At 39.7% G+C, this 23,103-nt stretch carries 18 protein-coding genes, 7 tRNA genes and 1 pseudogene; 19 read left to right on the top strand and 7 right to left on the bottom strand.

Going from position 1 to position 23,103, the window contains the following annotated elements; all coding sequences use genetic code 11:
- Nucleotides 1-91: 91 nt before the first annotated feature.
- Entirely contained in the window at nt 92-538 is a 447-nt protein-coding gene (fur, locus tag ABN212_RS16090) for a ferric iron uptake transcriptional regulator (RefSeq protein WP_023581171.1), read from the top strand.
- Between the two features lie 81 nt (nt 539-619).
- Here the strand turns inward: fur and ABN212_RS16085 are convergent, their stop codons facing one another.
- The 6 genes and pseudogenes from ABN212_RS16085 to nagE all read right to left on the bottom strand — a co-directional run bounded on the left by ABN212_RS16085 (nt 620) and on the right by nagE (nt 8,630).
- Complete coding sequence (locus ABN212_RS16085) at nt 620-973, bottom strand: type II toxin-antitoxin system HicB family antitoxin (RefSeq protein WP_198630179.1); 354 nt, start codon at nt 971-973, stop codon at nt 620-622.
- Nucleotides 966-1,243, bottom strand: a pseudogene (locus ABN212_RS16080) (type II toxin-antitoxin system HicA family toxin). Before ABN212_RS16080 ends, ABN212_RS16085 begins: the two are co-directional and overlap by 8 nt.
- A gap of 61 nt (nt 1,244-1,304) precedes the next feature.
- Nucleotides 1,305-2,144: a DUF817 domain-containing protein gene (locus tag ABN212_RS16075; RefSeq protein WP_349443414.1), complete on the bottom strand. Its 840-nt coding sequence runs from the start codon at nt 2,142-2,144 to the stop codon at nt 1,305-1,307.
- Nucleotides 2,145-2,688: 544 nt separating this feature from the next.
- Nucleotides 2,689-4,083, bottom strand: a complete 1,395-nt coding sequence (gene chiP / locus ABN212_RS16070; protein WP_109374105.1) for a chitoporin ChiP — start codon at nt 4,081-4,083, stop codon at nt 2,689-2,691.
- Nucleotides 4,084-4,722: 639 nt separating this feature from the next.
- Nucleotides 4,723-6,390: a glutamine--tRNA ligase gene (gene glnS / locus ABN212_RS16065; RefSeq protein ID WP_036912065.1), complete on the bottom strand. Its 1,668-nt coding sequence runs from the start codon at nt 6,388-6,390 to the stop codon at nt 4,723-4,725.
- Nucleotides 6,391-6,587: 197 nt separating this feature from the next.
- Entirely contained in the window at nt 6,588-8,630 is a 2,043-nt protein-coding gene (nagE, locus tag ABN212_RS16060) for an N-acetylglucosamine-specific PTS transporter subunit IIBC (RefSeq protein WP_196534168.1), read from the bottom strand.
- Nucleotides 8,631-9,110: 480 nt separating this feature from the next.
- Here nagE and nagB point away from each other — a divergent pair, with 480 nt between their 5' ends.
- From nagB to fghA, 13 genes are all read left to right on the top strand, one after another.
- Nucleotides 9,111-9,917 (top strand): glucosamine-6-phosphate deaminase, encoded by an 807-nt coding sequence (nagB, locus tag ABN212_RS16055; RefSeq protein WP_109374102.1) that lies wholly within the window; start codon nt 9,111-9,113, stop codon nt 9,915-9,917.
- Nucleotides 9,918-10,041: 124 nt separating this feature from the next.
- Nucleotides 10,042-11,202 carry an N-acetylglucosamine-6-phosphate deacetylase gene (gene nagA, locus ABN212_RS16050; RefSeq protein ID WP_109374101.1) on the top strand — a complete coding sequence of 387 codons (1,161 nt, stop codon included), beginning with the start codon at nt 10,042-10,044 and terminating at the stop codon, nt 11,200-11,202.
- Between the two features lie 13 nt (nt 11,203-11,215).
- Entirely contained in the window at nt 11,216-12,448 is a 1,233-nt protein-coding gene (nagC, locus tag ABN212_RS16045) for a DNA-binding transcriptional regulator NagC (RefSeq protein WP_088493435.1), read from the top strand.
- Nucleotides 12,449-12,859: 411 nt separating this feature from the next.
- Nucleotides 12,860-12,936 (top strand) — tRNA-Met (locus tag ABN212_RS16040).
- A 7-nt stretch (nt 12,937-12,943) separates the two neighbouring features.
- A tRNA-Leu gene (locus ABN212_RS16035) sits at nt 12,944-13,028 on the top strand.
- Nucleotides 13,029-13,055: 27 nt separating this feature from the next.
- A tRNA-Gln gene (locus ABN212_RS16030) sits at nt 13,056-13,130 on the top strand.
- Nucleotides 13,131-13,171: 41 nt separating this feature from the next.
- Nucleotides 13,172-13,246 (top strand) — tRNA-Gln (locus tag ABN212_RS16025).
- Nucleotides 13,247-13,278: 32 nt separating this feature from the next.
- A tRNA-Met gene (locus ABN212_RS16020) sits at nt 13,279-13,355 on the top strand.
- A 5-nt stretch (nt 13,356-13,360) separates the two neighbouring features.
- Nucleotides 13,361-13,435: transfer RNA gene (locus tag ABN212_RS16015), tRNA-Gln, on the top strand.
- A 52-nt stretch (nt 13,436-13,487) separates the two neighbouring features.
- Nucleotides 13,488-13,572, top strand: a tRNA-Leu gene (locus ABN212_RS16010).
- A gap of 263 nt (nt 13,573-13,835) precedes the next feature.
- Nucleotides 13,836-14,111 carry a metal-sensing transcriptional repressor gene (locus ABN212_RS16005; RefSeq protein WP_036938507.1) on the top strand — a complete coding sequence of 92 codons (276 nt, stop codon included), beginning with the start codon at nt 13,836-13,838 and terminating at the stop codon, nt 14,109-14,111.
- Between the two features lie 18 nt (nt 14,112-14,129).
- Nucleotides 14,130-15,242, top strand: coding sequence for an S-(hydroxymethyl)glutathione dehydrogenase/class III alcohol dehydrogenase (locus ABN212_RS16000; RefSeq protein ID WP_198626112.1), 1,113 nt, complete (start codon nt 14,130-14,132; stop codon nt 15,240-15,242).
- Between the two features lie 53 nt (nt 15,243-15,295).
- Complete coding sequence (gene fghA / locus ABN212_RS15995; RefSeq protein WP_349443413.1) at nt 15,296-16,126, top strand: S-formylglutathione hydrolase; 831 nt, start codon at nt 15,296-15,298, stop codon at nt 16,124-16,126.
- A gap of 54 nt (nt 16,127-16,180) precedes the next feature.
- On the opposite strand, the gene ubiF is transcribed toward fghA, so the two are convergent.
- Nucleotides 16,181-17,368 carry a 3-demethoxyubiquinol 3-hydroxylase gene (gene ubiF, locus ABN212_RS15990; protein WP_349443412.1) on the bottom strand — a complete coding sequence of 396 codons (1,188 nt, stop codon included), beginning with the start codon at nt 17,366-17,368 and terminating at the stop codon, nt 16,181-16,183.
- A 205-nt stretch (nt 17,369-17,573) separates the two neighbouring features.
- Here ubiF and miaB point away from each other — a divergent pair, with 205 nt between their 5' ends.
- The 5 genes from miaB (at nt 17,574) to lnt (ending at nt 23,041) form a co-directional block, all read left to right on the top strand.
- Nucleotides 17,574-19,004 (top strand): tRNA (N6-isopentenyl adenosine(37)-C2)-methylthiotransferase MiaB, encoded by a 1,431-nt coding sequence (gene miaB / locus ABN212_RS15985; RefSeq protein WP_198620398.1) that lies wholly within the window; start codon nt 17,574-17,576, stop codon nt 19,002-19,004.
- Between the two features lie 28 nt (nt 19,005-19,032).
- Nucleotides 19,033-20,094: a PhoH family protein gene (locus ABN212_RS15980; protein WP_198620397.1), complete on the top strand. Its 1,062-nt coding sequence runs from the start codon at nt 19,033-19,035 to the stop codon at nt 20,092-20,094.
- A complete protein-coding gene (ybeY, locus tag ABN212_RS15975) occupies nt 20,087-20,554 on the top strand; it encodes an rRNA maturation RNase YbeY (protein ID WP_151434555.1) in 468 nt (155 codons plus the stop codon). Before ABN212_RS15980 ends, ybeY begins: the two co-directional genes overlap by 8 nt.
- Before the next feature lie 71 nt (nt 20,555-20,625).
- On the top strand, nt 20,626-21,507 hold the full coding sequence (corC, locus tag ABN212_RS15970) for a CNNM family magnesium/cobalt transport protein CorC (protein WP_023581153.1): 882 nt from the start codon (nt 20,626-20,628) through the stop codon (nt 21,505-21,507).
- 7 nt (nt 21,508-21,514) lie between these two features.
- Nucleotides 21,515-23,041, top strand: coding sequence for an apolipoprotein N-acyltransferase (gene lnt / locus ABN212_RS15965; protein WP_198620396.1), 1,527 nt, complete (start codon nt 21,515-21,517; stop codon nt 23,039-23,041).
- The last annotated feature ends 62 nt before the right edge of the window (nt 23,042-23,103 follow it).

Genomic DNA, 23,103 nt, shown 5'->3' with positions numbered 1-23,103 from the left:
TGAGGTTATTTATTCACCCGAGTATTAATGAATAAAGCCCATTTGTGAGCACAAAAATTAAATTCACCATTAGCAACAGGATTAAATCCGCATGACCGACAATAATAAAGCGTTAAAAAATGCTGGGTTAAAAGTTACACTTCCTCGCTTAAAGATCTTGGAAGTGCTCCAGGATCCTGAGTGCCATCATGTCAGTGCTGAAGATCTCTACAAAAAACTTATCGATATCGGTGAAGAGATTGGTCTGGCAACAGTGTATCGCGTCTTAAACCAATTTGATGATGCTGGTATTGTTACCCGACATAATTTTGAAGGTGGTAAATCAGTATTTGAATTAACTCAACAACACCATCATGACCATTTAATTTGTCTTGATTGTGGCAAAGTTATTGAGTTTACAGACGATGCAATTGAATTACGCCAAAGAAATATCGCTGAACGTCATGGTATCAAACTTTCCAATCATAGCCTTTATTTATATGGCCATTGTGCTGAAGGTAATTGTAAAGAAGATAGCCACGCACATGATGAGAAATAATTCATTCTGGATAATCTCTCAGTAAAAAAAAGGAACTGTGAACAGTTCCTTTTTTATTGCCCTATGTTATGAACCCAAATATTATCGTGTAACTAGTTCACGCTCTAATAACTGGACAATAAACTGATTTTTTGAGATTGCATGTGCTGCAACGGTTGCATTCAATCGAGTTTCTAACCAAGCAGGATAACGTAATGTAAATGCTTTAAGTTTATCTTCCTCTTTAAAAGGCGTAATTCCTTCTTCAATGCAAGTTTCAACAAACTCCGTTAAGGAAATAACCCCTTCTTTTTGTAATCCATCAATACTATCAGCCACAAAATCACAATATCCATTTACATCTAAAAATTGTCCTCTGAAGGCTTTAATTTCAGATTCATAAACAACTGATGCTGGATGCCCACTTATTATCATGATATTCGTACTTTTAATCATGCTTTACTCCTATCACATTCTCAAACCATTCACGTAGACCATTTACAGAGCCTTTATCCATAACATTCTCAGGATGAGGTTGGTGTGTTTGATAAACAGATCCCATTAAAATAAATTTTCGTCTAGAGCCATTACCATTTTTAACTTTCCCACCAAGATTATTTATTAGGCTCTTTACATCATCCACTTAATTCCTGACTTTGGAGGCACTGTTAGTATATCAGCGAGTGTCTTATAGTGTTTGGAACTCAGTTCGTTGGTCTTTATCATCATTCATTCCATTGACGTCAACATATGACGTCATCTTAAAAAGAACATAATCTATAACAATTCACTTCGCCACACTAATACTGTGTTTAATATGTTTTAAATGCACCACTATCGTAAAAGTAACGATAACTAACAGTGACCAAGAGCCCCACTTCCCTGCATGCACGGCAGACCAAGCACCAATTTGGTTTGGATATTGCCAAACACCGAAAAACGTACCAAAATTCTCAGCAAGCCAAATAAAGAAACCAATCAGAACAAAAGCAAGTAATAAGGGCATTTTTCGCTCTGTATCATAAGGCGTAAAATAAACCACACTACGAGCATAAAGACCTAAAATAAAGGCTGTTAAATACCAACGATAATCACCAATAAAATGATGAGAAAAGAAATTAATATAAATCGCAAGTGCAACCAATGTTGCCAGCCAATAAGGTGGGTAATGTTCAATTCGTACCTTTAAAAAACGCCATGCTTGAATTAAATAACTCCCCACAGCCGAATACATAAAGCCTGTAAATAATGGGACTTCCCACAATTTTGTGTAAGCAAAATCAGAGTATTTCCATGAACCAATTGCCGCTGATGTTTTAAATAACTCCATCACAAAACCAACAATGTGGAAAAAACAAATCGCTTTTAATTCATCCCATGTTTCTAACTTTCCCCACACCATCCATAATTGAAAAGCGATAGCGAGAATAAGAAGCACATCATAACGAGGTATACCAAAAACACCGTTGCTTGGTGTTGCAAATAAAATAAAAAAGAAAAATCCTGCAAATAAACAAGAACGTGCCTCTTTCACACCAAAAAAGAGAAATTCAACAACAAATCGTTTTATACCTTTAAAGGGCTTCAATGGTGGTTCTAATAAAAAATCATCCAATCGCTTTAACATGTTTCTTCCTGAAAACTCGCATTATCGAACAGCCTTCAATGCAGAATAATAAATAAGGTGAGATAAAATGAATGGCAAGAAATTTGCCATAGAATAAAAAAACGTACAAGGATGAAAAGGACGAAAAAGAAAGGAATGAAAAAATAAAGGTATTTACCCCCCACTACGATACCCACTCTGACTGCCTTTACTTAGGGTAAATACCTTACGCAAATTCTGCGAAATAACTGAAGCACAGGAGATAAACATAACCCACTCACATTTATCTCAGACGACATGACATGACGACTTTACTTCATTACTTTTACTACATTACTTTTACTACATACTGCGATTTTAAAACGACTCTTTACTTCGGCTCTTTTACTTCTTACTACTGCTGCTGACTACTTCACTTTATTAACGAGGCTTATTTGTAAGGTTCTTCTTAATTAATGCATCTCTATCTTTCTACTACTTATTTTTACTTATCGTAATCGTATTTAGCTTTTTTAATTTTATTCAGGATAAAGTGCAATTAATACACTTTATCCCTATGCTGATATTAGAAAATAGTGAATGGCATTATCACGTTAAACTTAACGTCTTTTTCATCTTGGAAGATATTACCAAAACCACCGTCATAACTTGGAATATCGGAGTGGTTATCGTAACGGGTATAATGAAGCTTAAAGAGAGTACCTTTAGCGCGACCTTCTTGAACCGTATACATAATATCCGCATTCCATGCACTTTCTCTGATACGCTGACCTTGGTCATAAACGGCTTTACCACTTGGTTTCGCATCCCATGCGTAAATATATGAAGTGCCGACAGCCCAACCTGACAGATCCCAGTTTTTCAGATCATACATAACGCCAGCATAAAGTGCTTTTTCTCCATTGGCGTTAAAGTCAGAACGACCATCCCACCAAACATCAAGACGACCGTTAGAGGTTGCCCAGCCTGGAGTCATACGTTGTAAGAAATAACCTTGATTACCTTCAGCTTTAACCCACGTTCCTTCTACTTTGAAGTCAAATACATTGTAGGTATAACCAAAAGTCAGTGCTTGTAACCATGCCAACCCATCATAAACGTCATTAACACCACCGCCGGTAACTTTATCTTTAGCACCGTAGAATTGGTAAGACGTTCTTAATGCATTGTCAGCAATTGGAAAATCATAAGAAACTTTACCAAAATACTGATCGATATAACCATCGGCCTGACCAAATGCAGCTTCTAACACTAGGCTGTTTTTAAAATCATATTTGGCGCCAAAAGAGTGAAGATAGCTGATATTGGTTTCTAGATCAGCTTTACGGAAGTTATACATATTCCGATACCACGGTGCTTTATATTCATCCGTCCACATATATGAGAAAGATAATTCACCGCTTTTATCGAAATCGAAAACAGCACCCGCTTCAGCACCGCGATAAGTCCCCGGTAAGAAGCTCCAATGTGGACGCAATAAGCTTTGGCCTTTAGGTTGAATATATCCACCTTGAGCCCAGAAATTGCCTAATTTGAATTTCGCAGCCGCTTTATAAACACTCATGCCACTGCGATCGCCAGTCCATTTTTCATCCCAGCGACTTTTTGCATCACTAAAACCAATTTCATTAGGTGCAGCTGGGCCACTGTTATTCAATTCAGCCGCACCAAAAGCAGCTAAATCAATACCAATAAAATCACCAAGGTAGCCTGATGAGAAATCTAGATTAGCGTTGAAAGTAGAATGGTGTAAGTTAGCTTTGTATTTGCCGTAATCAGGACTATTTGGTGTTAACTCTTTTCTATCACGGTCACGTTGCCAATAAAAAAGACCGCCTGTTAAGGTTGAGTCATCAATAAACCCTTCAGCATGAGACATTTTTGCAGGTAGTGCAGTTACAAGCAATGCGCCCATAACGGCAAGTGCCACCCTGCCTGGTTTAGCATGTTGCATAACCATAGCATTGTTTCCTCTTTGACTTTGACTAAAAAAGAAATAAGCACAATGCCTATTTCCAAATATAAAACCCCAAGTGGGGAAAAAACCTAAATTAGGTTAGAAACAGCATATTTTTCGCGACGCGAATTATCAACCTAAAAAAAAGAATTTTTATCAAAATATGACAAAGGGCACATAACCAAATGATCGTTTCATTTTCTTGCTTTTATAATTATTGATTAAAACCAATCATAATTAATTGATTTAAATGCATTTTATAAAACAATCTTTAAATGATATGAAATTTCGTTTTTATAGAAAGGAATAATAAGCAGTATTTATAAATGATCTTTTTTAACTATGTGAAATAGGTGGTATTAATCACACTTTTCTTATTACAGTTTTATTTAGCGTGATGGTATGAAAAAACAAAAGAATAAAGTGATAGTGAATAAACTATTTCAAATGAAATAAATGAAAAGTTATCACCTAAAAAAGAAAAAACGAGAGACTAATCAAATTAAGAATGGTAAATATTTAATATCAATAGATGAAAAATCATCCAAACTAAGATGTAAAACAGATAAAAAATGCTCGATAAATAATTACCGAGCATTTTATTCATTAAAGTACTAATGTGTCTTAAAACGCGGCAACAGATTAACCTTGCTGAGAAATCTTCGCCCAAGTGTCTCGTAAGCCCACAGTACGGTTAAATACAAGTTTATCCGCTGTTGAAAGCTTATCAGCGCAGAAGTAGCCTTCACGCTCAAATTGATACGCTTTTTCGATAGCGGCATCTTTTAAGCTACGTTCAACAAAACCTTCACGAATAACTAATGATTCAGGGTTAATTGTTGATAAGAAATCATCTTCTGCTGCTGGGTTTGGTACGCTAAATAGACGGTCATAAAGACGGATTTCAGCAGGAATAGCATGTGGAATGCTTACCCAGTGAATAACGCCTTTAACTTTACGCCCATCAGCAGGATCTTTATTTAGAGTCTCTGCATCATAGGTGCAGTAAATGGTCGTAATTTCGCCTTGCTCGTCTTTTTCGACACGTTCTGCTTTAATCACATAAGCATTACGTAGACGCACTTCTTTACCTAGCACCAGACGTTTATATTGACGGTTTGCTTCTTCTTTGAAGTCTGCGCGATCAATATAGATCTCACGGCTAAATGGTACTTCACGCGTACCCATTTCTGGTTTGTTTGGGTGATTTGGTGCAACAAGAATTTCTTCACCTTCTGGCATATTTTCAATCACTAAACGAACTGGATCGATAACCGCCATTGCGCGTGGTGCATTTTCGTTTAAGTCATCACGAATACAAGATTCCAAAGCTGCCATTTCGACGTTGTTTTCTTGTTTCGTCACACCAATACGTAGGCAGAATTCACGAATAGATTCTGCGGTATAACCACGACGACGTAAGCCTGAAATCGTTGGCATACGAGGATCATCCCAACCATTCACAATGTTTTCTGTCACAAGCTGATTCAGCTTACGTTTTGACATCACTGTATATTCAAGGTTAAGACGCGAGAATTCATATTGACGAGGATGACAAGGGATAGTGATATTATCCAGCACCCAATCATATAAACGGCGGTTATCTTGGAATTCTAAAGTACATAAAGAATGTGTGATATTTTCCAGTGCATCAGAGATACAGTGGGTAAAATCATACATTGGATAAATGCACCATTTATTTCCGGTTTGGTGGTGTTCAGCGAATTTAATACGATAAAGAACAGGATCACGCATAACAATAAAAGGTGATGCCATATCAATTTTCGCACGTAAACACGCTTTACCTTCTTCAAAGCCACCCGCACGCATTTTTTCAAACAGCGCTAAGTTTTCTTCTACGCTACGTGAGCGATAAGGGCTGTTTTTACCTGGCTCTTTTAATGTACCGCGGTATTCACGAATTTCTTCAGCACTTAACTCATCAACATAAGCTAAGCCTTTATTAATCAGCTCAATCGCATATTGATAAAGTTGATCAAAATAATCTGAGGAGTAATGAATGCTACCTTCCCATTGGAAACCTAACCACTGAACATCTTTTTGAATTGAGTTGATGTACTCAATATCTTCTTTTACTGGATTGGTATCATCAAAACGTAGATTACATTTTCCCTGATAATCTTTAGCAATACCAAAATTCAGGCAAATTGATTTCGCATGGCCGATATGAAGATAGCCATTAGGTTCAGGTGGGAAACGCGTTTGAACGCTATCATGTTTCCCGGTAGCCAGATCTTCGTCAATAATTTGACGAATAAAGTTCGTTGGGCGGGCATCTGCCTCATTCATGGTCATTTTTTCCTCAAAGCAAAACGCATAATTAACCCACTATAATCCAATAAGCAGGTTTCATAAATACCTTAGCTAAATACACCCCTGAGATATTTATCAAAATAGAGATAAAAAAACGGGAAGTTCGAAAGACTCCCCGTTTTATCGTCTTATTTAACCATCTCTTTATAGAGGATTAAATATCTATATAGAATTTATTTTAACACTTTGTAGATAACCGTTTTATTTCCGACCACAACACCTGCAACTTGTTCAGCAATCTTATCAAAATCATCGATATTGCTGACAATAACAGGGCTTATCATCGATTTAGCATTAGCGTTCAGATATTCAAGATCTAATTCTAAGATAGGTTGACCAACTTTAACGTCTGCACCTTCTTCAACTAAACGCTTGAAGCCTTTGCCGCCTAATGCAACGGTATCAATTCCCATATGCACAATGATTTCCACACCATTGTCAGTCTCAATACAAAATGCATGGTTTGTATCAAAAATCTTAACAACAGTACCTGTCGCAGGCGCCATCACGATATTAGAGGTTGGTTTGATTGCTACGCCATCGCCAACAACACCACTAGAGAACGCTTCATCAGGCACATCTTTTAATGCCACCACTTCACCATCAAAAGGTGCAATCATTTCAAGTAACACTTTTGCATTGGCATTCGCTTGTTTTACGGGTGCTTTTTCAGTAGAAACTGTTGAAGCAGAAGCACCTTCATAAGCAGGCACAGGACCTTGTGTTAATACATCGCGCATTGCGTTAGCGACAAGCTCTGCTCGTGTACCCACAATCACCTGAACACTTTGTTTGTTTAAGCGAATAACGCCTGAAGCCCCTAAACGTTTTGCGTATGCATCATTAACAACGCCAGAGTCTTTTACATTAAGACGTAAACGTGTAATGCAAGCATCAATACCCGTTAAGTTATCAGAACCACCGATAGCCGCGATATATTGGCGAGCTTCTTGTTGAATACCTTCTTTACTATTTGCTGGCGCTGTTTTGATATCTTCATCATAACCATCAGCAGTTTCATCACCGGTCACTTCATCTTCACGACCTGGTGTTTTCAGGTTAAATTTAGTGATAGTGAAACGGAAAATACCGTAATAGATAAAGAAGAAAACAATACCCTGAACAATCAGCATGTACCAATGAACAGCCAGTGGGTTACGTGAAGATAAGAACATATCCACTAAGCCTGCACTAAAGCCGAATCCTGAAATCCACTCCATGCTTGCCGCGATATAAACAGAAATCGCCATTAAGAATGCGTGAATAACATAAAGCACTGGTGCGACGAACATAAAGGAGAATTCAAGCGGCTCAGTAATACCAGTGAAGAATGCGGCAAACGCACCCGCCATCATAATACCAGCCACTTTTGCTTTGTGTTCTTTACGTGCGCAGTGATAAATAGCAAGAGCTGCACCCGGTAAACCAAACATCATTACTGGGAAGAAACCTGCTTGATAACGACCTGTAACACCCACTGTTGCTAAGCCAGAATCAATAGCTTGCTGACCTGCTAGGAAGTTAGGAATATCATTAATACCAGCAACGTCAAACCAGAATACAGAGTTCAACGCATGGTGTAAGCCCACAGGAATTAATAAACGGTTAAAGAATGCGTAAATACCCGCACCTAATGCTCCCATATCTTTAATGCTTTCACCAAAACTAACTAATCCGCCATAAATCACAGGCCAGATATACATCAGAATAAAGGCGACGATGATCATTAAAAACGAGGTCAGAATGGGAACTAAACGGCGACCACTAAAGAACGACAGTGCGCGAGGCAGCTCAACGCTACTGAAGCGGTTATAAAGCTCGGCTGAAAGTACACCAACTAAGATCCCAACAAACTGGTTATTTATTTTACCAAAAGCAACTGGAACCTCTTCTAAAGGTAGGCCTTTGATCATTGACACCGCGGCTGGAGAGCAAAGTGTTGTCACAACTAAGAACCCAACAAACCCTGTTAAAGCGGCAGCACCGTCTTTGTCTTTCGACATACCATAAGCAACACCAATGGCAAACAAGACTGACATATTGTCGATGATAGCAGCACCAGATTTGATAAGTAAGGCAGCAAGCGCGTTATCACTACCCCAGCCTACTGGGTCAATCCAGTAGCCAATCCCCATCAGAATTGCTGCTGCAGGTAATGTAGCAACAGGCACCATCAGCGCCCGTCCTATCTTCTGCAGATAACTTAAAATATTCACAAACTCCCCCTTGGATAGCCCCTATATTGGGATCTTATTCATACTCATTCATATTTTATAAGAAAAATGATGAGCTAATTATTTAATTCCATTTTTAGTCTAAAAAATTTATTTCGTATCGCAAATTAATTAGTCATAATTTGTGAGTTAAGTCACCAATATAGTATATTTTTTAGCTGAAATGCTGGCTAAGTCAGAAAGCTTATTTTATGATTAAAAATATCTTTTGGCAGGACATTTCGATCATCAGCTAAAAATGAAAAGAAATTCGTGTTATACACTCTAAATCATTCGAGTTGCAGGTAGGCGGCAAGCAAAGATATCCCGATGAATATACTCATGTATGTGATTCGGGTAGCTGAGCGTAGCCAACACCCCTGCAACTTGAAGGATGACGAGTATAGATGAGCCACTGATAATCACACGATAAAATAACACGTTACTGAGTTATCAGATTTGTCTTTTTTCTATGAGGTTACTATGAGGTTAATCCCCCTATCCACGGCAAAACAAGTTGGTAAGTGGTCTGCAAATTATATCATTGAGAAGATCAATGCGTTTAATCCAACAGCAGAGCGCCCTTTCGTGCTTGGTTTACCAACTGGTGGCACGCCATTGGCGACATATAAAGAGTTAATTGAATTACATCGTGCAGGAAAAGTCAGCTTCCAACACGTTGTAACGTTCAATATGGATGAATATGTTGGTATTCCATCAGATCATTCACAAAGTTATCGTACTTTTATGTATGAAAACTTCTTTAATCATATTGATATTAAAGATGAAAATATCAATTTATTAAACGGTAATGCAGAAGATCCACAAGCAGAATGCGAACGTTATGAGGCTAAAATTAAGTCTTATGGCAAAATCAATTTGTTTATGGGCGGTGTAGGTAACGACGGTCATATCGCATTTAATGAGCCAACATCATCACTTTCTTCACGTACTCGCATGAAAACGCTAACAGAAGACACTCGTTTAGCAAATTCACGCTTCTTCGATAATAATGTTAATCATGTTCCTAAATATGCACTGACAGTTGGTGTAGGTACATTATTAGATGCTGAAGAATTAATGATTTTGGCAACTGGTTTTAATAAAGCGCAAGCAGTACATGCTGCAACAGAAGGCGCTGTTAACCATTTATGGACGATTTCCTGTGTTCAACTTCACCCTAAAGCCATTTTAGTGTGTGATGATCCTGCAACAATGGAATTACGAGTAAAAACATTGCGTTATTTCCAACAGATTGAAGCGCAAGAGTGTCAGAAATACCAAGACTAAGTTTAGTAAAATAAGTACCTACTGATTAAGTAGTGGAAAAGACTAAGCTCTCTTACTTATCAGCCAGAATTTGCTGGCTGATATCGGATTTTTAGATTGACTTCCCTTATCAGGAGACAAAGGTATGTTTGCCTTAACAAATGCTGTTATTTATACAGGTTTCGACCGTTTAGAAAACCACGCCATTATTATTAACGGCTCCCGTATTGAGCAGGTTTGCCCACAGGATCAACTGCCAAAAGATATCACTGTTCGTGATATGAAAGGTGCAATTGTCTCTCCCGGTTTTATCGATTTACAAGTTAATGGCTGTGGTGGCGTACAATTTAATGACACGCCTGAAAATGTCACCGTTGAAACGTTAGAAATTATGCAAAAAGCAAATGAACGTTTAGGTTGCACTAGCTATTTACCCACGTTAATTACCTGTTCTGATGAATTGATGAAAATAGGCATTGACGCAACTCGTGCTTATATGAAGAAACATGAAAATAAAGTGTTGGGATTACATTTAGAAGGCCCTTATATCAATGTAATTAAAAAAGGGACTCATGATCCACAGTTTATTCGCCAACCTAGTGCACAGATGATTGACTATTTGTGCGATAATGCTGATGTTATCGCTAAAATCACCCTCGCGCCTGAAATGGTTGATGAAAAGTATGTTCGTCAATTAATCAAAGCAGGTATCATTGTTTCTGCGGGTCACTCCAATTCGACTTATGAAGAAGCACGTAAAGGATTCCGTAATGGAATCTCATTATCGACTCACCTTTACAACGCAATGCCTTATATTACAGGCAGAGGGCCGGGGCTTGTAGGTGCCATTTATGATACACCTGAGGTTTATGCTGGTATCATTGCCGATGGTTTACATGTTTCATGGGCAAATATTCGTAACAGTAAGCGTCTGAAAGGTGAAAAACTACTTTTAGTCACAGATGCAACTGCGCCAGCAGGGCTTGATCCTAGTAAAAATGAGATGGATAGCTTCGTTTTTGCGGGTAAAACCATATATTATCGTAATGGTCTTTGTGTCGATGCAGATGGCACATTAAGTGGATCATCACTGACCATGATTGGTGCAATTAAAAATAGCGTGATCCATGTAGGTATTCCATTAGATGAAACATTGCGGATGGCAACACTTTATCCTGCTCGTGCAATCGGAATGGAAAAAGAATTGGGAACAATTGAAGCAGGAAAAATTGCAAACCTCACTTCTTTCGACAAGGACTTCAACCTTTGCACAACGTTTGTCAATGGTATCGAAATAACTGAATAACTAATGGATGTCTATGCTGATGAGTCATAACAACACTGAAACGCAAATTGGCAATATCGATCTTGTTAAACAACTTAACAGTGCGATTGTGTATCGACTGATTGATCAACACGGGCCAATTTCCCGTATCCAAATAGCCGAACAAAGCCAACTAGCGCCAGCCAGTGTGACTAAAATTACTCGTCAGTTGCTTGAACGAGGCTTAATCAAAGAGGTTGATCAACAGGCATCAACAGGTGGACGTCGCGCAATTTCTATTATTGTTGAACACCGCAATTTTAATACAGTCAGTGTGCGATTGGGGCGTAATGATGCCACCGTCGCTCTTTACGATCTGAGCGGTAAAGTCATCATTGAGCAACACTACCCTCTAGAGCAGAGTACTCAAAATGAAGTTGAAGCCCTGCTCATCAATGCAATTGATGACTTTATTAAACAAAATCAACGTCGCATTCGTGAGCTTATTTCAATTTCCGTGATTTTGCCCGGTCTTGTTGATCCAAATAAAGGCATTGTTCGTTATATGCCTCATATGAAAGTAGATAATTGGGCTCTGGTAAATAGCTTAGAAAAACGCTTTAGCCTGCCTTGTTATGCTGGGCATGATATTCGAAGCCTTGCACTAGCTGAAAACTATTTTGGTGCCACACGAGATTGTGAAGACTCACTACTCGTCCGGATACATCGTGGTGCAGGTGCGGGTGTTATCATTAATAACAAAATTCTGCTCAACCAGCGTGGTAACCTTGGGGAAATTGGTCATATTCAAATCGATCCTCTAGGTGAACGTTGCCATTGTGGTAATTTTGGTTGTTTAGAAACGATTGCATCCAATACTGCTATCGAAGCCAAAGTGCGCTATCAATTAGAGCAAGGCTACCCAAGCCAGTATTTATCGCCAACACAGTGCCAAATCCAAGATATTTGTCGAGCTGCTGTAAAAAATGACCCGCTAGCAGTCGAAACCATCAAACAAGTGGGTTTACATTTAGGTAAAGCGATTGCGATCGCTATTAACTTATTTAACCCACAAAAAGTGGTTTTAGCGGGTGAATTGACTGAAGCAGCTGAAGTTTTACTTCCCTCAATTCAAAGTTGTATTAATACGCAAGTATTAAAAGAATTCAGAGAAGAGCTTCCTGTCGTCACATCAGAGCTTGATCATCGTTCTGCCATAGGGGCTTTTGCCTTAACTAAACGCGCAATGCTTAACGGAGAATTGCTTCAACAGCTATTAGAAAAGTAATTTATTGTCGATAAATTATACTTTTTGAGTTGAATGTATACTTTTCTGACCTTTATTGCGAAATAAGTCTAAAATTCAATCAGTAATATCCAAAGAAAAAGAAATGTAGCGTGATTTTTTCACCGCATTTCTTTTTTTATGCTCATTGTTCTTCATCTTTTCCTTCTTTCACTTAATCTCATTTCTGTTACTGCTTTGTTTTTTCTTTTTATTCACACACTATTGCGTCTTATTTTTTGAGATATTTTTCATCAACAAGGTTGTTTTTTGGATCTTTTTTCGACAAAATGATTAACCATCGAGCAAACGGACACGTTTCTCGAAAATTAATGCAAAAAGCAGTTGACGGATTTGTCTGTAATACGCATAATGCGCCCCGCAACGCCGACGAAGGTTATGCAAAAAAAAGATGGCTATGTAGCTCAGCTGGTTAGAGCACAACACTCATAATGTTGGGGTCACAGGTTCGAATCCCGTCATAGCCACCATCTTTTTGCGGGAGTGGCGAAATTGGTAGACGCACCAGATTTAGGTTCTGGCGCCGCAAGGTGTGCGAGTTCAAGTCTCGCCTCCCGCACCATTTTAACCTCGTCAAGAATTTATCAGTTGGGATATCGCCAAGCGGTAAGGCACCAGGTTTTGATCCTGGCATTCCCAGGTTCGAATCCTGGTATCCCAGCCATATTTCTGATAAATAAGTGTGTTGACAATTGAATTAGCGGATGGGGTATCGCCAAGCGGTAAGGCACCAGGTTTTGATCCTGGCATTCCCAGGTTCGAATCCTGGTACCCCAGCCATCTTTCAAAAGAAAGATAGCTAGATTCAATAAGGCTATGTAGCTCAGCTGGTTAGAGCACAACACTCATAATGTTGGGGTCACAGGTTCGAATCCCGTCATAGCCACCATTTTTTGGGATATCGCCAAGCGGTAAGGCACCAGGTTTTGATCCTGGCATTCCCAGGTTCGAATCCTGGTATCCCAGCCATATTTTGAAAGAGAGACTCGCAGAGCGAGTCTTTTTTTCTGAAAAGTTGTATGCGGGAGTGGCGAAATTGGTAGACGCACCAGATTTAGGTTCTGGCGCCGCAAGGTGTGCGAGTTCAAGTCTCGCCTCCCGCACCATTGATTACTAACGTGTTTATCACGAAATCAACAGATAAGACTCGCAATAGCGGGTCTTTTTTGTTTTTATCTCTTCATTTTTTCCTATCTGTTATCTAAACATCATTCTTCCCCCTTCTTTTCTTATTCCTCTACTCTCAAAGATCAACATTCTCCACATCATCATTTTTTATTTATTCTCATCACTCCACACTTTATTGATCCCTCTGTACATATATCTCTCCAGATACTATACTCCCCCATAGTATATTTAAGGATTATGTATGCCACACTCACCAGCAGAAAAAAAAGCCGCGTTAACTCGCGTAAGAAAAATTAAAGGGCAGCTTCTTGCATTAGAAACTGCACTTGAAAATGAAAATGAATGCGGTCAGGTATTACAACAAATTGCCGCCATCAGAGGTGCTATTAACGGTCTGATGGCAGGTGTGCTCGAAAGTCATTTACGTGAAGGTCTTATGGATGCCGTCGCTTCTCCTGAAGATCAAAAAAATTCCGTTGATGATGCCATTTCACTTATCCGCACTTACCTGCGTTAATAACAAAAAGGATACACCATGAAATCTCGTGCTGCGGTCGCATTTGGACCAGGAGAACCTTTAAAAATCGTTGAAGTTGATGTAATGCCACCTCAAGCGGGTGAAGTGCTCATAAAAATTAGCCACACAGGCGTTTGTCATACAGACGCATTTACACTCTCTGGTGATGATCCTGAAGGTGTGTTCCCTGCAATTCTTGGTCATGAAGGTGCTGGTGTAGTTGTAGAAGTTGGTGAAGGTGTCACTAGCGTTAAACCAGGCGATCACGTTATTCCTCTGTACACTGCTGAATGTGGTGAATGTCTATTCTGTAAATCAGGCAAAACAAACTTATGTGTTGCAGTCAGAGCAACGCAAGGTAAAGGTTTAATGCCAGATGGAACAACACGTTTTTCTTATAACGGGCAGCCTATTTATCACTATATGGGATGCTCTACTTTTAGCGAATACACTGTGGTGGCTGAAGTTTCTCTGGCAAAAATCAATCCAGAAGCCAATCACGAAGAAGTTTGCTTATTAGGTTGTGGCGTAACAACCGGTATTGGCGCGGTTCACAATACAGCAAAAGTGCAAGAAGGTGATTCGGTTGCAGTGTTTGGTTTAGGAGGCATTGGTCTTGCTGTTCTTCAAGGCGCAAGACAAGCCAAAGCAGGTCGAATTTTTGCGATTGATACTAATCCTGAAAAATTTGAATTAGCACGTCAATTTGGTGCTACAGATTGCTTAAATCCTAATGACTACGACAAGCCCATTCAGCAAGTCCTTGTTGAAATGACACAATGGGGTGTTGACCATACTTTTGAATGTATTGGTAACGTTAATGTCATGAGAGCTGCATTAGAAAGTGCACATCGTGGCTGGGGTCAATCCATTATTATTGGTGTTGCTGGTGCAGGACAAGAGATCTCCACCCGTCCATTCCAACTAGTAACAGGTCGTTCGTGGAGAGGCACCGCTTTTGGTGGTGTTAAAGGTCGTAGCCAATTACCCGGTATGGTTGAGGATGCAATGAAAGGCGATATCGAACTTAAGCCTTTTGTTACCCATAAACTACCGTTAGAAAAAATTAATGAAGCTTTTGATTTAATGCACGAAGGTAAATCAATCCGTACAGTTATTCATTTCGATTAATCATCTTCAAACCTATGTCTCATAGGTTTGTCTTTGCTTTTAAAGGAGTCAAAATGGAAAGGATTGAACGTCACGCCTGCTTTGGTGGTTGGCAAGAAGTCTATCAACATACATCAAAGACGTTAAATTGTGAGATGAAATTTGCCATCTACCTTCCTCCTATGGAAGAAGAACAAAAATACCCTGTTTTATATTGGTTATCAGGCTTAACCTGCAACGAACAAAATTTTATTACTAAATCAGGCGCTCAACAATTTGCGGCACAACATGGCATTATTTTAGTCGTACCTGATACCAGCCCTCGCGGTGAAAATGTCGCTGATGATAGTGCTTATGATTTAGGGCAAGGCGCTGGCTTTTACCTTAATGCGACACAATCGCCGTGGAATACTCATTACAATATGTATGACTACATTGTTGATGAGCTTCCTACACTGATAGAAATGCATTTTCCTGTGACTCATCAACGTGCTATTAGTGGGCATTCGATGGGAGGTCATGGGGCATTAACGATTGCATTGCGAAATTCGGCACGCTACCGCAGTGTGTCAGCGTTTTCTCCGATAGTAGCACCGTCAGTTGTTCCTTGGGGTAAAAAAGCGTTTAGCGCTTATTTAGGCGATGATACGACACAATGGCACCAATATGATGCGGTGGCATTAATTAGCCAAGCAGAAAGTGTATTACCTATGCGTGTTGATGTCGGAGTCGATGATCCTTTCTATCAAGAGCAACTGAAGCCTGAATTATTTTCACAAGCTTGCGATGCAAAACAATTCCCTTATCAATTGAATTTACATCAAGGGTACGATCACAGTTACTACTTTGTGGCGAGCTTTATTGGTGAGCATATTGCTTTTCATGCCAAGCATTTAAAAGCATAACAACAATGCGATGATCTTATTGCTGATATTCAACGCAGATCATCGCATTTCTAATTACTTAATACCTAACGCATAACGTAATGCTGCTTCTTTCGCTTTTCCTGCATGCTGAGCAGCTAAAAGACCGATATTTCTAACAACTTTTAAACCCGGTAATTGGTGGCTAAAGGTGTGATAAAATACGTCCATGCCCGCTTGCATGACTAAATTATCAGGCATACGACGGCGCTGATATTTCTTCAATAACGCCATTGAATCCCAAGGCTCAAAATGTTTTTTGGCATCAGCGACTAAATCTAAGAAACAATCCACATCACGGTAACCTAAATTAACGCCCTGTCCCGCTAAAGGATTGATGGTGTGAGCCGCATCTCCCAACAAAATAATACCTTTATCAACATAACGACTTGCATGCTGACGCGTTAATGGGAATGAACCTGCTGCAATAGGTGTCGCTTTACCTAATCGCTCAGGAAAAGCATGTTGAATTTCTTTTTCTAACTGCGTCATTGACATATTTTGCAGTTTTCTAATTCTGTCAGGTGAGTCATACCAAACCAAACACGCCCAATTATCAAAAAGCGGCAAATAAGCGCGAGGCCCTGAAGGGTAAAAACGTTGCCATGTACCCTTTTCAGGAGGTAACTCTGTTTTCACCGTGATCAGCATACAAGATTGACGATATTGCCAGCCATTGCTACCAATACCCGCAAATTGGCGCACTTGAGAGTTTGCACCATCCGCACCTACCACTAAATTTGTACTCACCTCACTGCCATCAGAAAGTGTTACTTTCCATTTATCATCTAAATACGTCATTTTACTTAGACTATTTGGACATAATAAAGTGATATTGCTATAACGTTCAGCCTCTTGCCAAAGGGCTAATTGCAAAATTCGGTTTTCAACCATATAGCCTAATTCAGGTAAACCTAAGCTTTTAGCATCAAAAACCACATGGGCATTTTCTTCTTCCCATGTTTCTAAGGTAAGATAAGGCGCAGAACGCATCGCTAAAACATGTTGCCATGCACCTAATTGTTTTAATAGACTAACAGACGCGCAACTAATCGCAGAAATACGGATATCAGGATGAGATGACGCATCAAAAGGTGCTGGAGACTGCCGTTCAATCATTGCAACACGCAATCCTTCTTGCGCCAGCCCAATTGCAACAGCAGCGCCAATCATCCCTCCACCAGCGATGATTGCATCAAAATCGTTTTTTACATTACTCATCATTGTTATGCCATAACTCATTACTTTAAATAATAGGTAAGCGCTGTTTCAGTTTATTTCGATTAAACTAAACGCCATAGAGAATTAGCGCCGACTTGCTCTAGTCACTGACCACACAAATGACTACAATAACCGCCTTATTGGCTTATTACACGCAACGTTTTCCAATGATTAGCTATTGTCTCACTGAAAATACCGGATTTACACAATGTCGACGATAAAAAAACTGTACATTAAAACTTGGGGCTGTCAGATGAATGAGTACGATTCATCCAAAATGGCAGACCTACTCGAAAGCACCCACGGTTATCAGTTAACCGATGTCGCCGAAGACGCGGACATTCTACTGCTAAATACCTGTTCTATCCGTGAGAAAGCACAAGAAAAAGTCTTTCATCAGTTAGGACGTTGGAAATATTTTAAAGATAATAAACCCGATATTATCATTGGCGTCGGCGGTTGTGTTGCTTCTCAAGAAGGTGAATACATCCGTCAACGTGCGCAGTGTGTCGATATTATCTTCGGACCACAAACTTTACACCGTTTACCTGAAATGATTAATCAGGTTAAAGGGACTAAAAGCCCTGTTGTCGATATTAGCTTCCCTGAAATCGAAAAATTTGACCGTTTACCAGAGCCTCGCGCTGAAGGTCCTTCTGCTTTCGTCTCCATCATGGAAGGCTGTAACAAATACTGCTCTTTCTGCGTAGTTCCTTACACTCGCGGTGAAGAAGTTAGCCGCCCTTGTGATGATGTGCTATTTGAAATTGCTCAATTAGCGGCACAAGGTGTGCGCGAAGTAAACTTGTTAGGTCAAAACGTTAACGCCTACCGAGGCGCTACTTTTGATGGTCAAATCTGTAGCTTTGCTGAATTAATTCGCTTAGTCGCCGCAATTGACGGCATTGACCGCATTCGCTTTACTACCAGCCACCCTATCGAATTTACTGACGATATTGTTGCGGTTTATGAAGATACTCCAGAATTAGTCAGCTATTTACACTTGCCAGTGCAAAGTGGTTCTGACCGCATTCTAACATTAATGAAGCGTAACCATACTGCACTTGAATATAAGAGCATCATTCGCAAACTACGCAAAGCACGTCCTGATATTCTGATAAGTTCAGACTTTATCATTGGTTTCCCGGGTGAAACCCAAGACGACTTTGAAAAAACCATGCAATTAATTGCGGATGTTAATTTCGATATGAGCTTTAGTTTCATCTATTCAGCACGTCCGGGCACCCCAGCGGCTGATTTACCTGATGATGTCAGTGAAGATGAGAAGAAACAACGTTTATATCTGCTACAACAGCGCATCAATCAACAAGCAATGAACTTTAGCCGTGCAATGTTAAATACGGTACAGCGTATTCTAGTTGAAGGACCTTCACGTAAAAATGTGATGGAGCTTTCTGGTCGTACTGAGAATAACCGTGTGGTTAACTTTGAAGGTACACCAGATATGATTGGTAAGTTCGTTGATGTTGAGATTGTTGACGTTTATGCCAACTCACTACGTGGTAAAGTCATTAGAACGGAAGACCAAATGGATTTACGTATTCACGAATCTCCAGAATCCGTCATTGCACGTACACGTAAAGAAGATGAATTAGGGGTAGGTGTTTACCAACCTTAATTGATCAGATTGAACAAAAGGATAATCAGTGACAGTAATAGCACATGCACAGGTAGCGACCCAAGAAATCTTCTTAGAGCCAGCTGACAATGCCCGTTTAATGAGCCTATGTGGTCCATTTGACGATAATATTAAGCAACTTGAGCGCCGTTTAGGTATCGAGATTAATCATCGTGATAACCGTTTTAAACTCACGGGAAAATCATTGTGTGTCAATGCAGCCGCAGGAATTTTACGTCGCCTGTATGTGGAAACCTCGCCAATTAAAGGCGTGATCCCCGATATCGACCCTGAACAAATTCACCTTGCAATCAAAGAAAGCCGTGTGCTTGAGCAAAGTGATGAGCATGTTCCTGAATTTGGGAAATCAACCAATATTCGAACTAAGCGAGGTGTGATAAAACCTCGTACACCGAATCAGGCACAATATATTGCCAATATCCAGACTCATGATATTACTTTTGGTATTGGGCCTGCTGGTACAGGGAAAACTTATCTGGCTGTTGCTGCTGCTGTTGATGCTCTTGAACGCCAAGAAGTGCGTCGTATTTTATTAACGCGTCCTGCGGTTGAAGCGGGTGAAAAACTGGGCTTTTTACCGGGCGATTTAAGTCAAAAAGTCGATCCCTATTTACGACCACTTTATGATGCGTTATTTGAGATGTTAGGTTTTGAAAAAGTTGAGAAACTAATAGAGCGTAATGTCATTGAAGTCGCGCCTCTCGCCTATATGCGTGGACGCACATTAAATGACGCCTTTATTATTCTTGATGAAAGCCAAAATACCACCATCGAACAGATGAAAATGTTCTTAACACGTATTGGCTTTAACTCTAAAGCGGTTATCACTGGGGATATTACCCAAATTGACCTGCCAAGAGGCAATAAATCAGGCTTACGTCATGCCATTGAAGTTTTATCTGATGTTAATGACTTAAGTTTTAACTTTTTCCATAGTGAAGACGTTGTTCGCCATCCCGTGGTTGCCAAAATTGTTATCGCCTATGAAGCTTGGGAAACGGAAGATCAAAAACGCCGCCAAGCTATCAAAGCAGAAAAAGAGAAGCTTCAGAGAGAAAATCATGAGTGAAGTTATCCTTGATTTACAAGTAGCAAGTGAAAATGCGCAAGGGCTTCCTACTGAAGCCCAATTTATGACATGGTTAGAAGCGGTATTACCGCAATTTCAACCTGTAAGTGAAGTGACTATTCGTATTGTTGATGAGGCAGAAAGTCACGAATTGAATCTCACTTATCGTGGAAAAGATAAACCGACTAACGTGCTTTCTTTTCCCTTTGAGGCTCCGCCTGAAATTGAATTGCCGTTATTAGGTGATTTGATTATTTGCCGCCAAGTGGTAGAAAAAGAGGCGGTTGAGCAGAGTAAGACTGTTGAAGAACACTGGGCACACATGGTTATTCATGGATGTCTCCATCTTTTAGGCTATGATCATATTGAAGATGATGAAGCCGAAGAAATGGAAGGTTTAGAGACAGAAATCTTACAAAATTTAGGTTATGCAGATCCCTATTTGATTGAAAAAGAGTAACAGTTCTCTTATTTTTATGATAAATACTATATCTAATTAACCATTCAATGAGGAAAAATAGTTAAAACGCCATGAGCGACGACCAATCTTCGAGTAACGATAACCCTGGTCCTAAGAAAGGGTTTCTCACACTGCTTAATCAGTGGTTCCACGGTGAACCTAAAAACCGTGATGATCTGATGGAGCTTATCCGCGATTCTGAACAGAAAGAATTAATTGATCCCGACACCCGCGACATGCTTGAAGGGGTAATGGATATTGCTGAACAACGCGTTCGGGACATAATGATCCCTCGCTCGCAAATTGTCACACTAAAACGCAATCAAACCCTTGATGAGTGTTTAGATGTGATTATTGATTCAGCACATTCTCGTTTCCCAGTCATTAGCGAGGACAAAGATCATATTGAAGGCTTATTAATGGCAAAAGATCTGCTGCCATTTATGCGTACCGACGCAGAGCCATTTAGTATGGATAAAGTCTTACGCTCTGCTGTTGTTGTGCCCGAAAGCAAACGGGTTGATCGCCTATTAAAAGAGTTCCGCTCTCAACGCTATCATATGGCGATTGTGATCGATGAATTTGGAGGCGTATCTGGACTCGTCACAATTGAGGATATTCTTGAACTTATCGTAGGCGAAATTGAAGATGAGTATGATGATGAGGATGATATTGATATTCGTCCATTAAGTCGTCACGCTTACTCAGTTCGAGCTTTAACCCAGATAGAAGATTTCAATGAAGCGTTCGGTACGCATTTCAGCGATGAAGAAGTTGATACGATTGGCGGTTTAGTCATGCAAGCCTTTGGTCACCTTCCTGCTCGTGGTGAAACTATTACCATTGATAATTACCAATTTAAAGTTGTTATGGCTGATAGCCGTAAGATCATTCAGGTTTATGTGCATATCCCCGATGATGCGCCAATCCCTGAACTAGGTAATGATGCATAGGATATCAATGAATAAGATCTCTTTCTTAAACCGCCAGTGGGTTCGCGCCCTTCTGGCGGTTTTTTTCGGTGCCATTGGCACATTAGCATTTTCGCCATTTGATTTTTGGCCTGCGGCGTTAATTTCACTACTTGGCTTATTACTGATAATCACTCACCGCACAACTCGTCAAGGCGCATTCCTTGGTTTTGCTTGGGGATTTGGGTTATTTGGTAGTGGCGTAAATTGGGTTTACGTCAGTATCGCTGATTTTGGTGGTATGCCGTTTGCGATAAATATCTTTTTAGTGATTTTATTAGCACTCTATTTATCACTCTACACGCTATTATTTGCAGGATTACTGAATAAGTTTTTTCCAAAACCAACGCTCTGGCGGTTTGTATTTGCAGCTCCTGCATTATGGCAAATCACTGAATTCTTAAGAGGTTGGGTGTTATCAGGTTTCCCTTGGTTGCAGTTTGGTTATAGCCAGATTGATGGCCCATTAAAAGGTATTGCACCTATTTTTGGTGTTACCATGATAACGCTACTCCTAACCATTATCAGTGGATTAATTGCGTTTGCACTCTATCGCAAATCGATTTATAGCGTCGTGGTTGCACTGCTTTTATTAGTATTACCTATCAGCTTTAAGTCCTATCAGTGGTATCAACCTTTGCCTGATGAAACGCAAGAAATTGCATTAGTCCAAGGTAATATTGCACAATCTTTAAAATGGGAACCAGGTACATTAGAGAGCACATTAAAAACCTATCTCACCTTAAGTCGCCCTTTTATTGGTAATGCAAATCTCATTATTTGGCCTGAATCTGCGATCCCTGATGTTGAAATTCAACAGCAAGGTTTTTTAGCAGAATTAGATAAGCAATTAAGAGAGCAAGATACCCATTTAATGACGGGAATTATTGATGCTCGACCGACATTAGAAGGTTATCGTTTCTACAATAGTGTCATCACATTAGGTGAACACTATGCTTATCAATACCCAGCAACAGATCGCTATAACAAACATCACCTTGTTCCTTTTGGTGAATATGTACCATTAGAATCGCTATTACGCCCACTTGCGCCTTTCTTTAATTTACCGATGTCATCATTAAGCCAAGGTGAATATGTACAGCCTCAGCTCACTGTCAATGATGCCAAAATAACCGCAGCTATTTGTTACGAAATTATTTTAGGTGAACAAGTCCGCGCTAATTTTAAACCCGATACACGATTCTTATTAACGATTTCTAATGATGCGTGGTTTGGTAATTCAATCGGCCCTTGGCAACATTTTCAAATGGCAAGAATGCGCTCTTTAGAGTTAGGAAGACCATTATTACGCTCAACGAATAACGGTATTACCGCCTTTATTGCAGCCAATGGTGATGTTATTTCTCAACTTCCTCAGTTTGAAGAAGGTGCTTTAGCAGAAAAAATCACACCAACAACTGGGTTAACCCCTTATTACAAGTGGGGTAATACACCATTGTGGATAATGGTTGGATTATTTTTTATCATCGCCTTTATTAAACGGCGAGTTGAGTAAAGCAAAATAAAATAACGGAATTCAATATAATAATGAATTCCGTTATTTTTAATCGATTAAAG

It is taken from the genome of Proteus genomosp. 6 (genome assembly GCF_040139785.1).
In the GTDB taxonomy this organism is placed as follows: Bacteria; Pseudomonadota; Gammaproteobacteria; order Enterobacterales; family Enterobacteriaceae; genus Proteus.
The sequence above is the reverse complement of the archived record's forward strand: the minus strand, read 5'-3'. Positions and strand labels throughout refer to the sequence as shown.

What these genes read in the sequence shown, in the direction of transcription:
- fur (WP_023581171.1), top strand. Translation starts at nt 92, where the DNA reads ATGACCGACAATAATAAAGCGTTAAAAAATGCTGGGTTAAAAGTTACA.
- ABN212_RS16085 (WP_198630179.1), bottom strand. Translation starts at nt 973, where the DNA reads ATGATTAAAAGTACGAATATCATGATAATAAGTGGGCATCCAGCATCA.
- ABN212_RS16075 (WP_349443414.1), bottom strand. Translation starts at nt 2,144, where the DNA reads ATGTTAAAGCGATTGGATGATTTTTTATTAGAACCACCATTGAAGCCC.
- chiP (WP_109374105.1), bottom strand. Translation starts at nt 4,083, where the DNA reads ATGGTTATGCAACATGCTAAACCAGGCAGGGTGGCACTTGCCGTTATG.
- glnS (WP_036912065.1), bottom strand. Translation starts at nt 6,390, where the DNA reads ATGAATGAGGCAGATGCCCGCCCAACGAACTTTATTCGTCAAATTATT.
- nagB (WP_109374102.1), top strand. Translation starts at nt 9,111, where the DNA reads ATGAGGTTAATCCCCCTATCCACGGCAAAACAAGTTGGTAAGTGGTCT.
- nagA (WP_109374101.1), top strand. Translation starts at nt 10,042, where the DNA reads ATGTTTGCCTTAACAAATGCTGTTATTTATACAGGTTTCGACCGTTTA.
- nagC (WP_088493435.1), top strand. Translation starts at nt 11,216, where the DNA reads ATGCTGATGAGTCATAACAACACTGAAACGCAAATTGGCAATATCGAT.
- ABN212_RS16005 (WP_036938507.1), top strand. Translation starts at nt 13,836, where the DNA reads ATGCCACACTCACCAGCAGAAAAAAAAGCCGCGTTAACTCGCGTAAGA.
- ABN212_RS16000 (WP_198626112.1), top strand. Translation starts at nt 14,130, where the DNA reads ATGAAATCTCGTGCTGCGGTCGCATTTGGACCAGGAGAACCTTTAAAA.
- fghA (WP_349443413.1), top strand. Translation starts at nt 15,296, where the DNA reads ATGGAAAGGATTGAACGTCACGCCTGCTTTGGTGGTTGGCAAGAAGTC.
- ubiF (WP_349443412.1), bottom strand. Translation starts at nt 17,368, where the DNA reads ATGATGAGTAATGTAAAAAACGATTTTGATGCAATCATCGCTGGTGGA.
- miaB (WP_198620398.1), top strand. Translation starts at nt 17,574, where the DNA reads ATGTCGACGATAAAAAAACTGTACATTAAAACTTGGGGCTGTCAGATG.
- ybeY (WP_151434555.1), top strand. Translation starts at nt 20,087, where the DNA reads ATGAGTGAAGTTATCCTTGATTTACAAGTAGCAAGTGAAAATGCGCAA.
- corC (WP_023581153.1), top strand. Translation starts at nt 20,626, where the DNA reads ATGAGCGACGACCAATCTTCGAGTAACGATAACCCTGGTCCTAAGAAA.
- lnt (WP_198620396.1), top strand. Translation starts at nt 21,515, where the DNA reads ATGAATAAGATCTCTTTCTTAAACCGCCAGTGGGTTCGCGCCCTTCTG.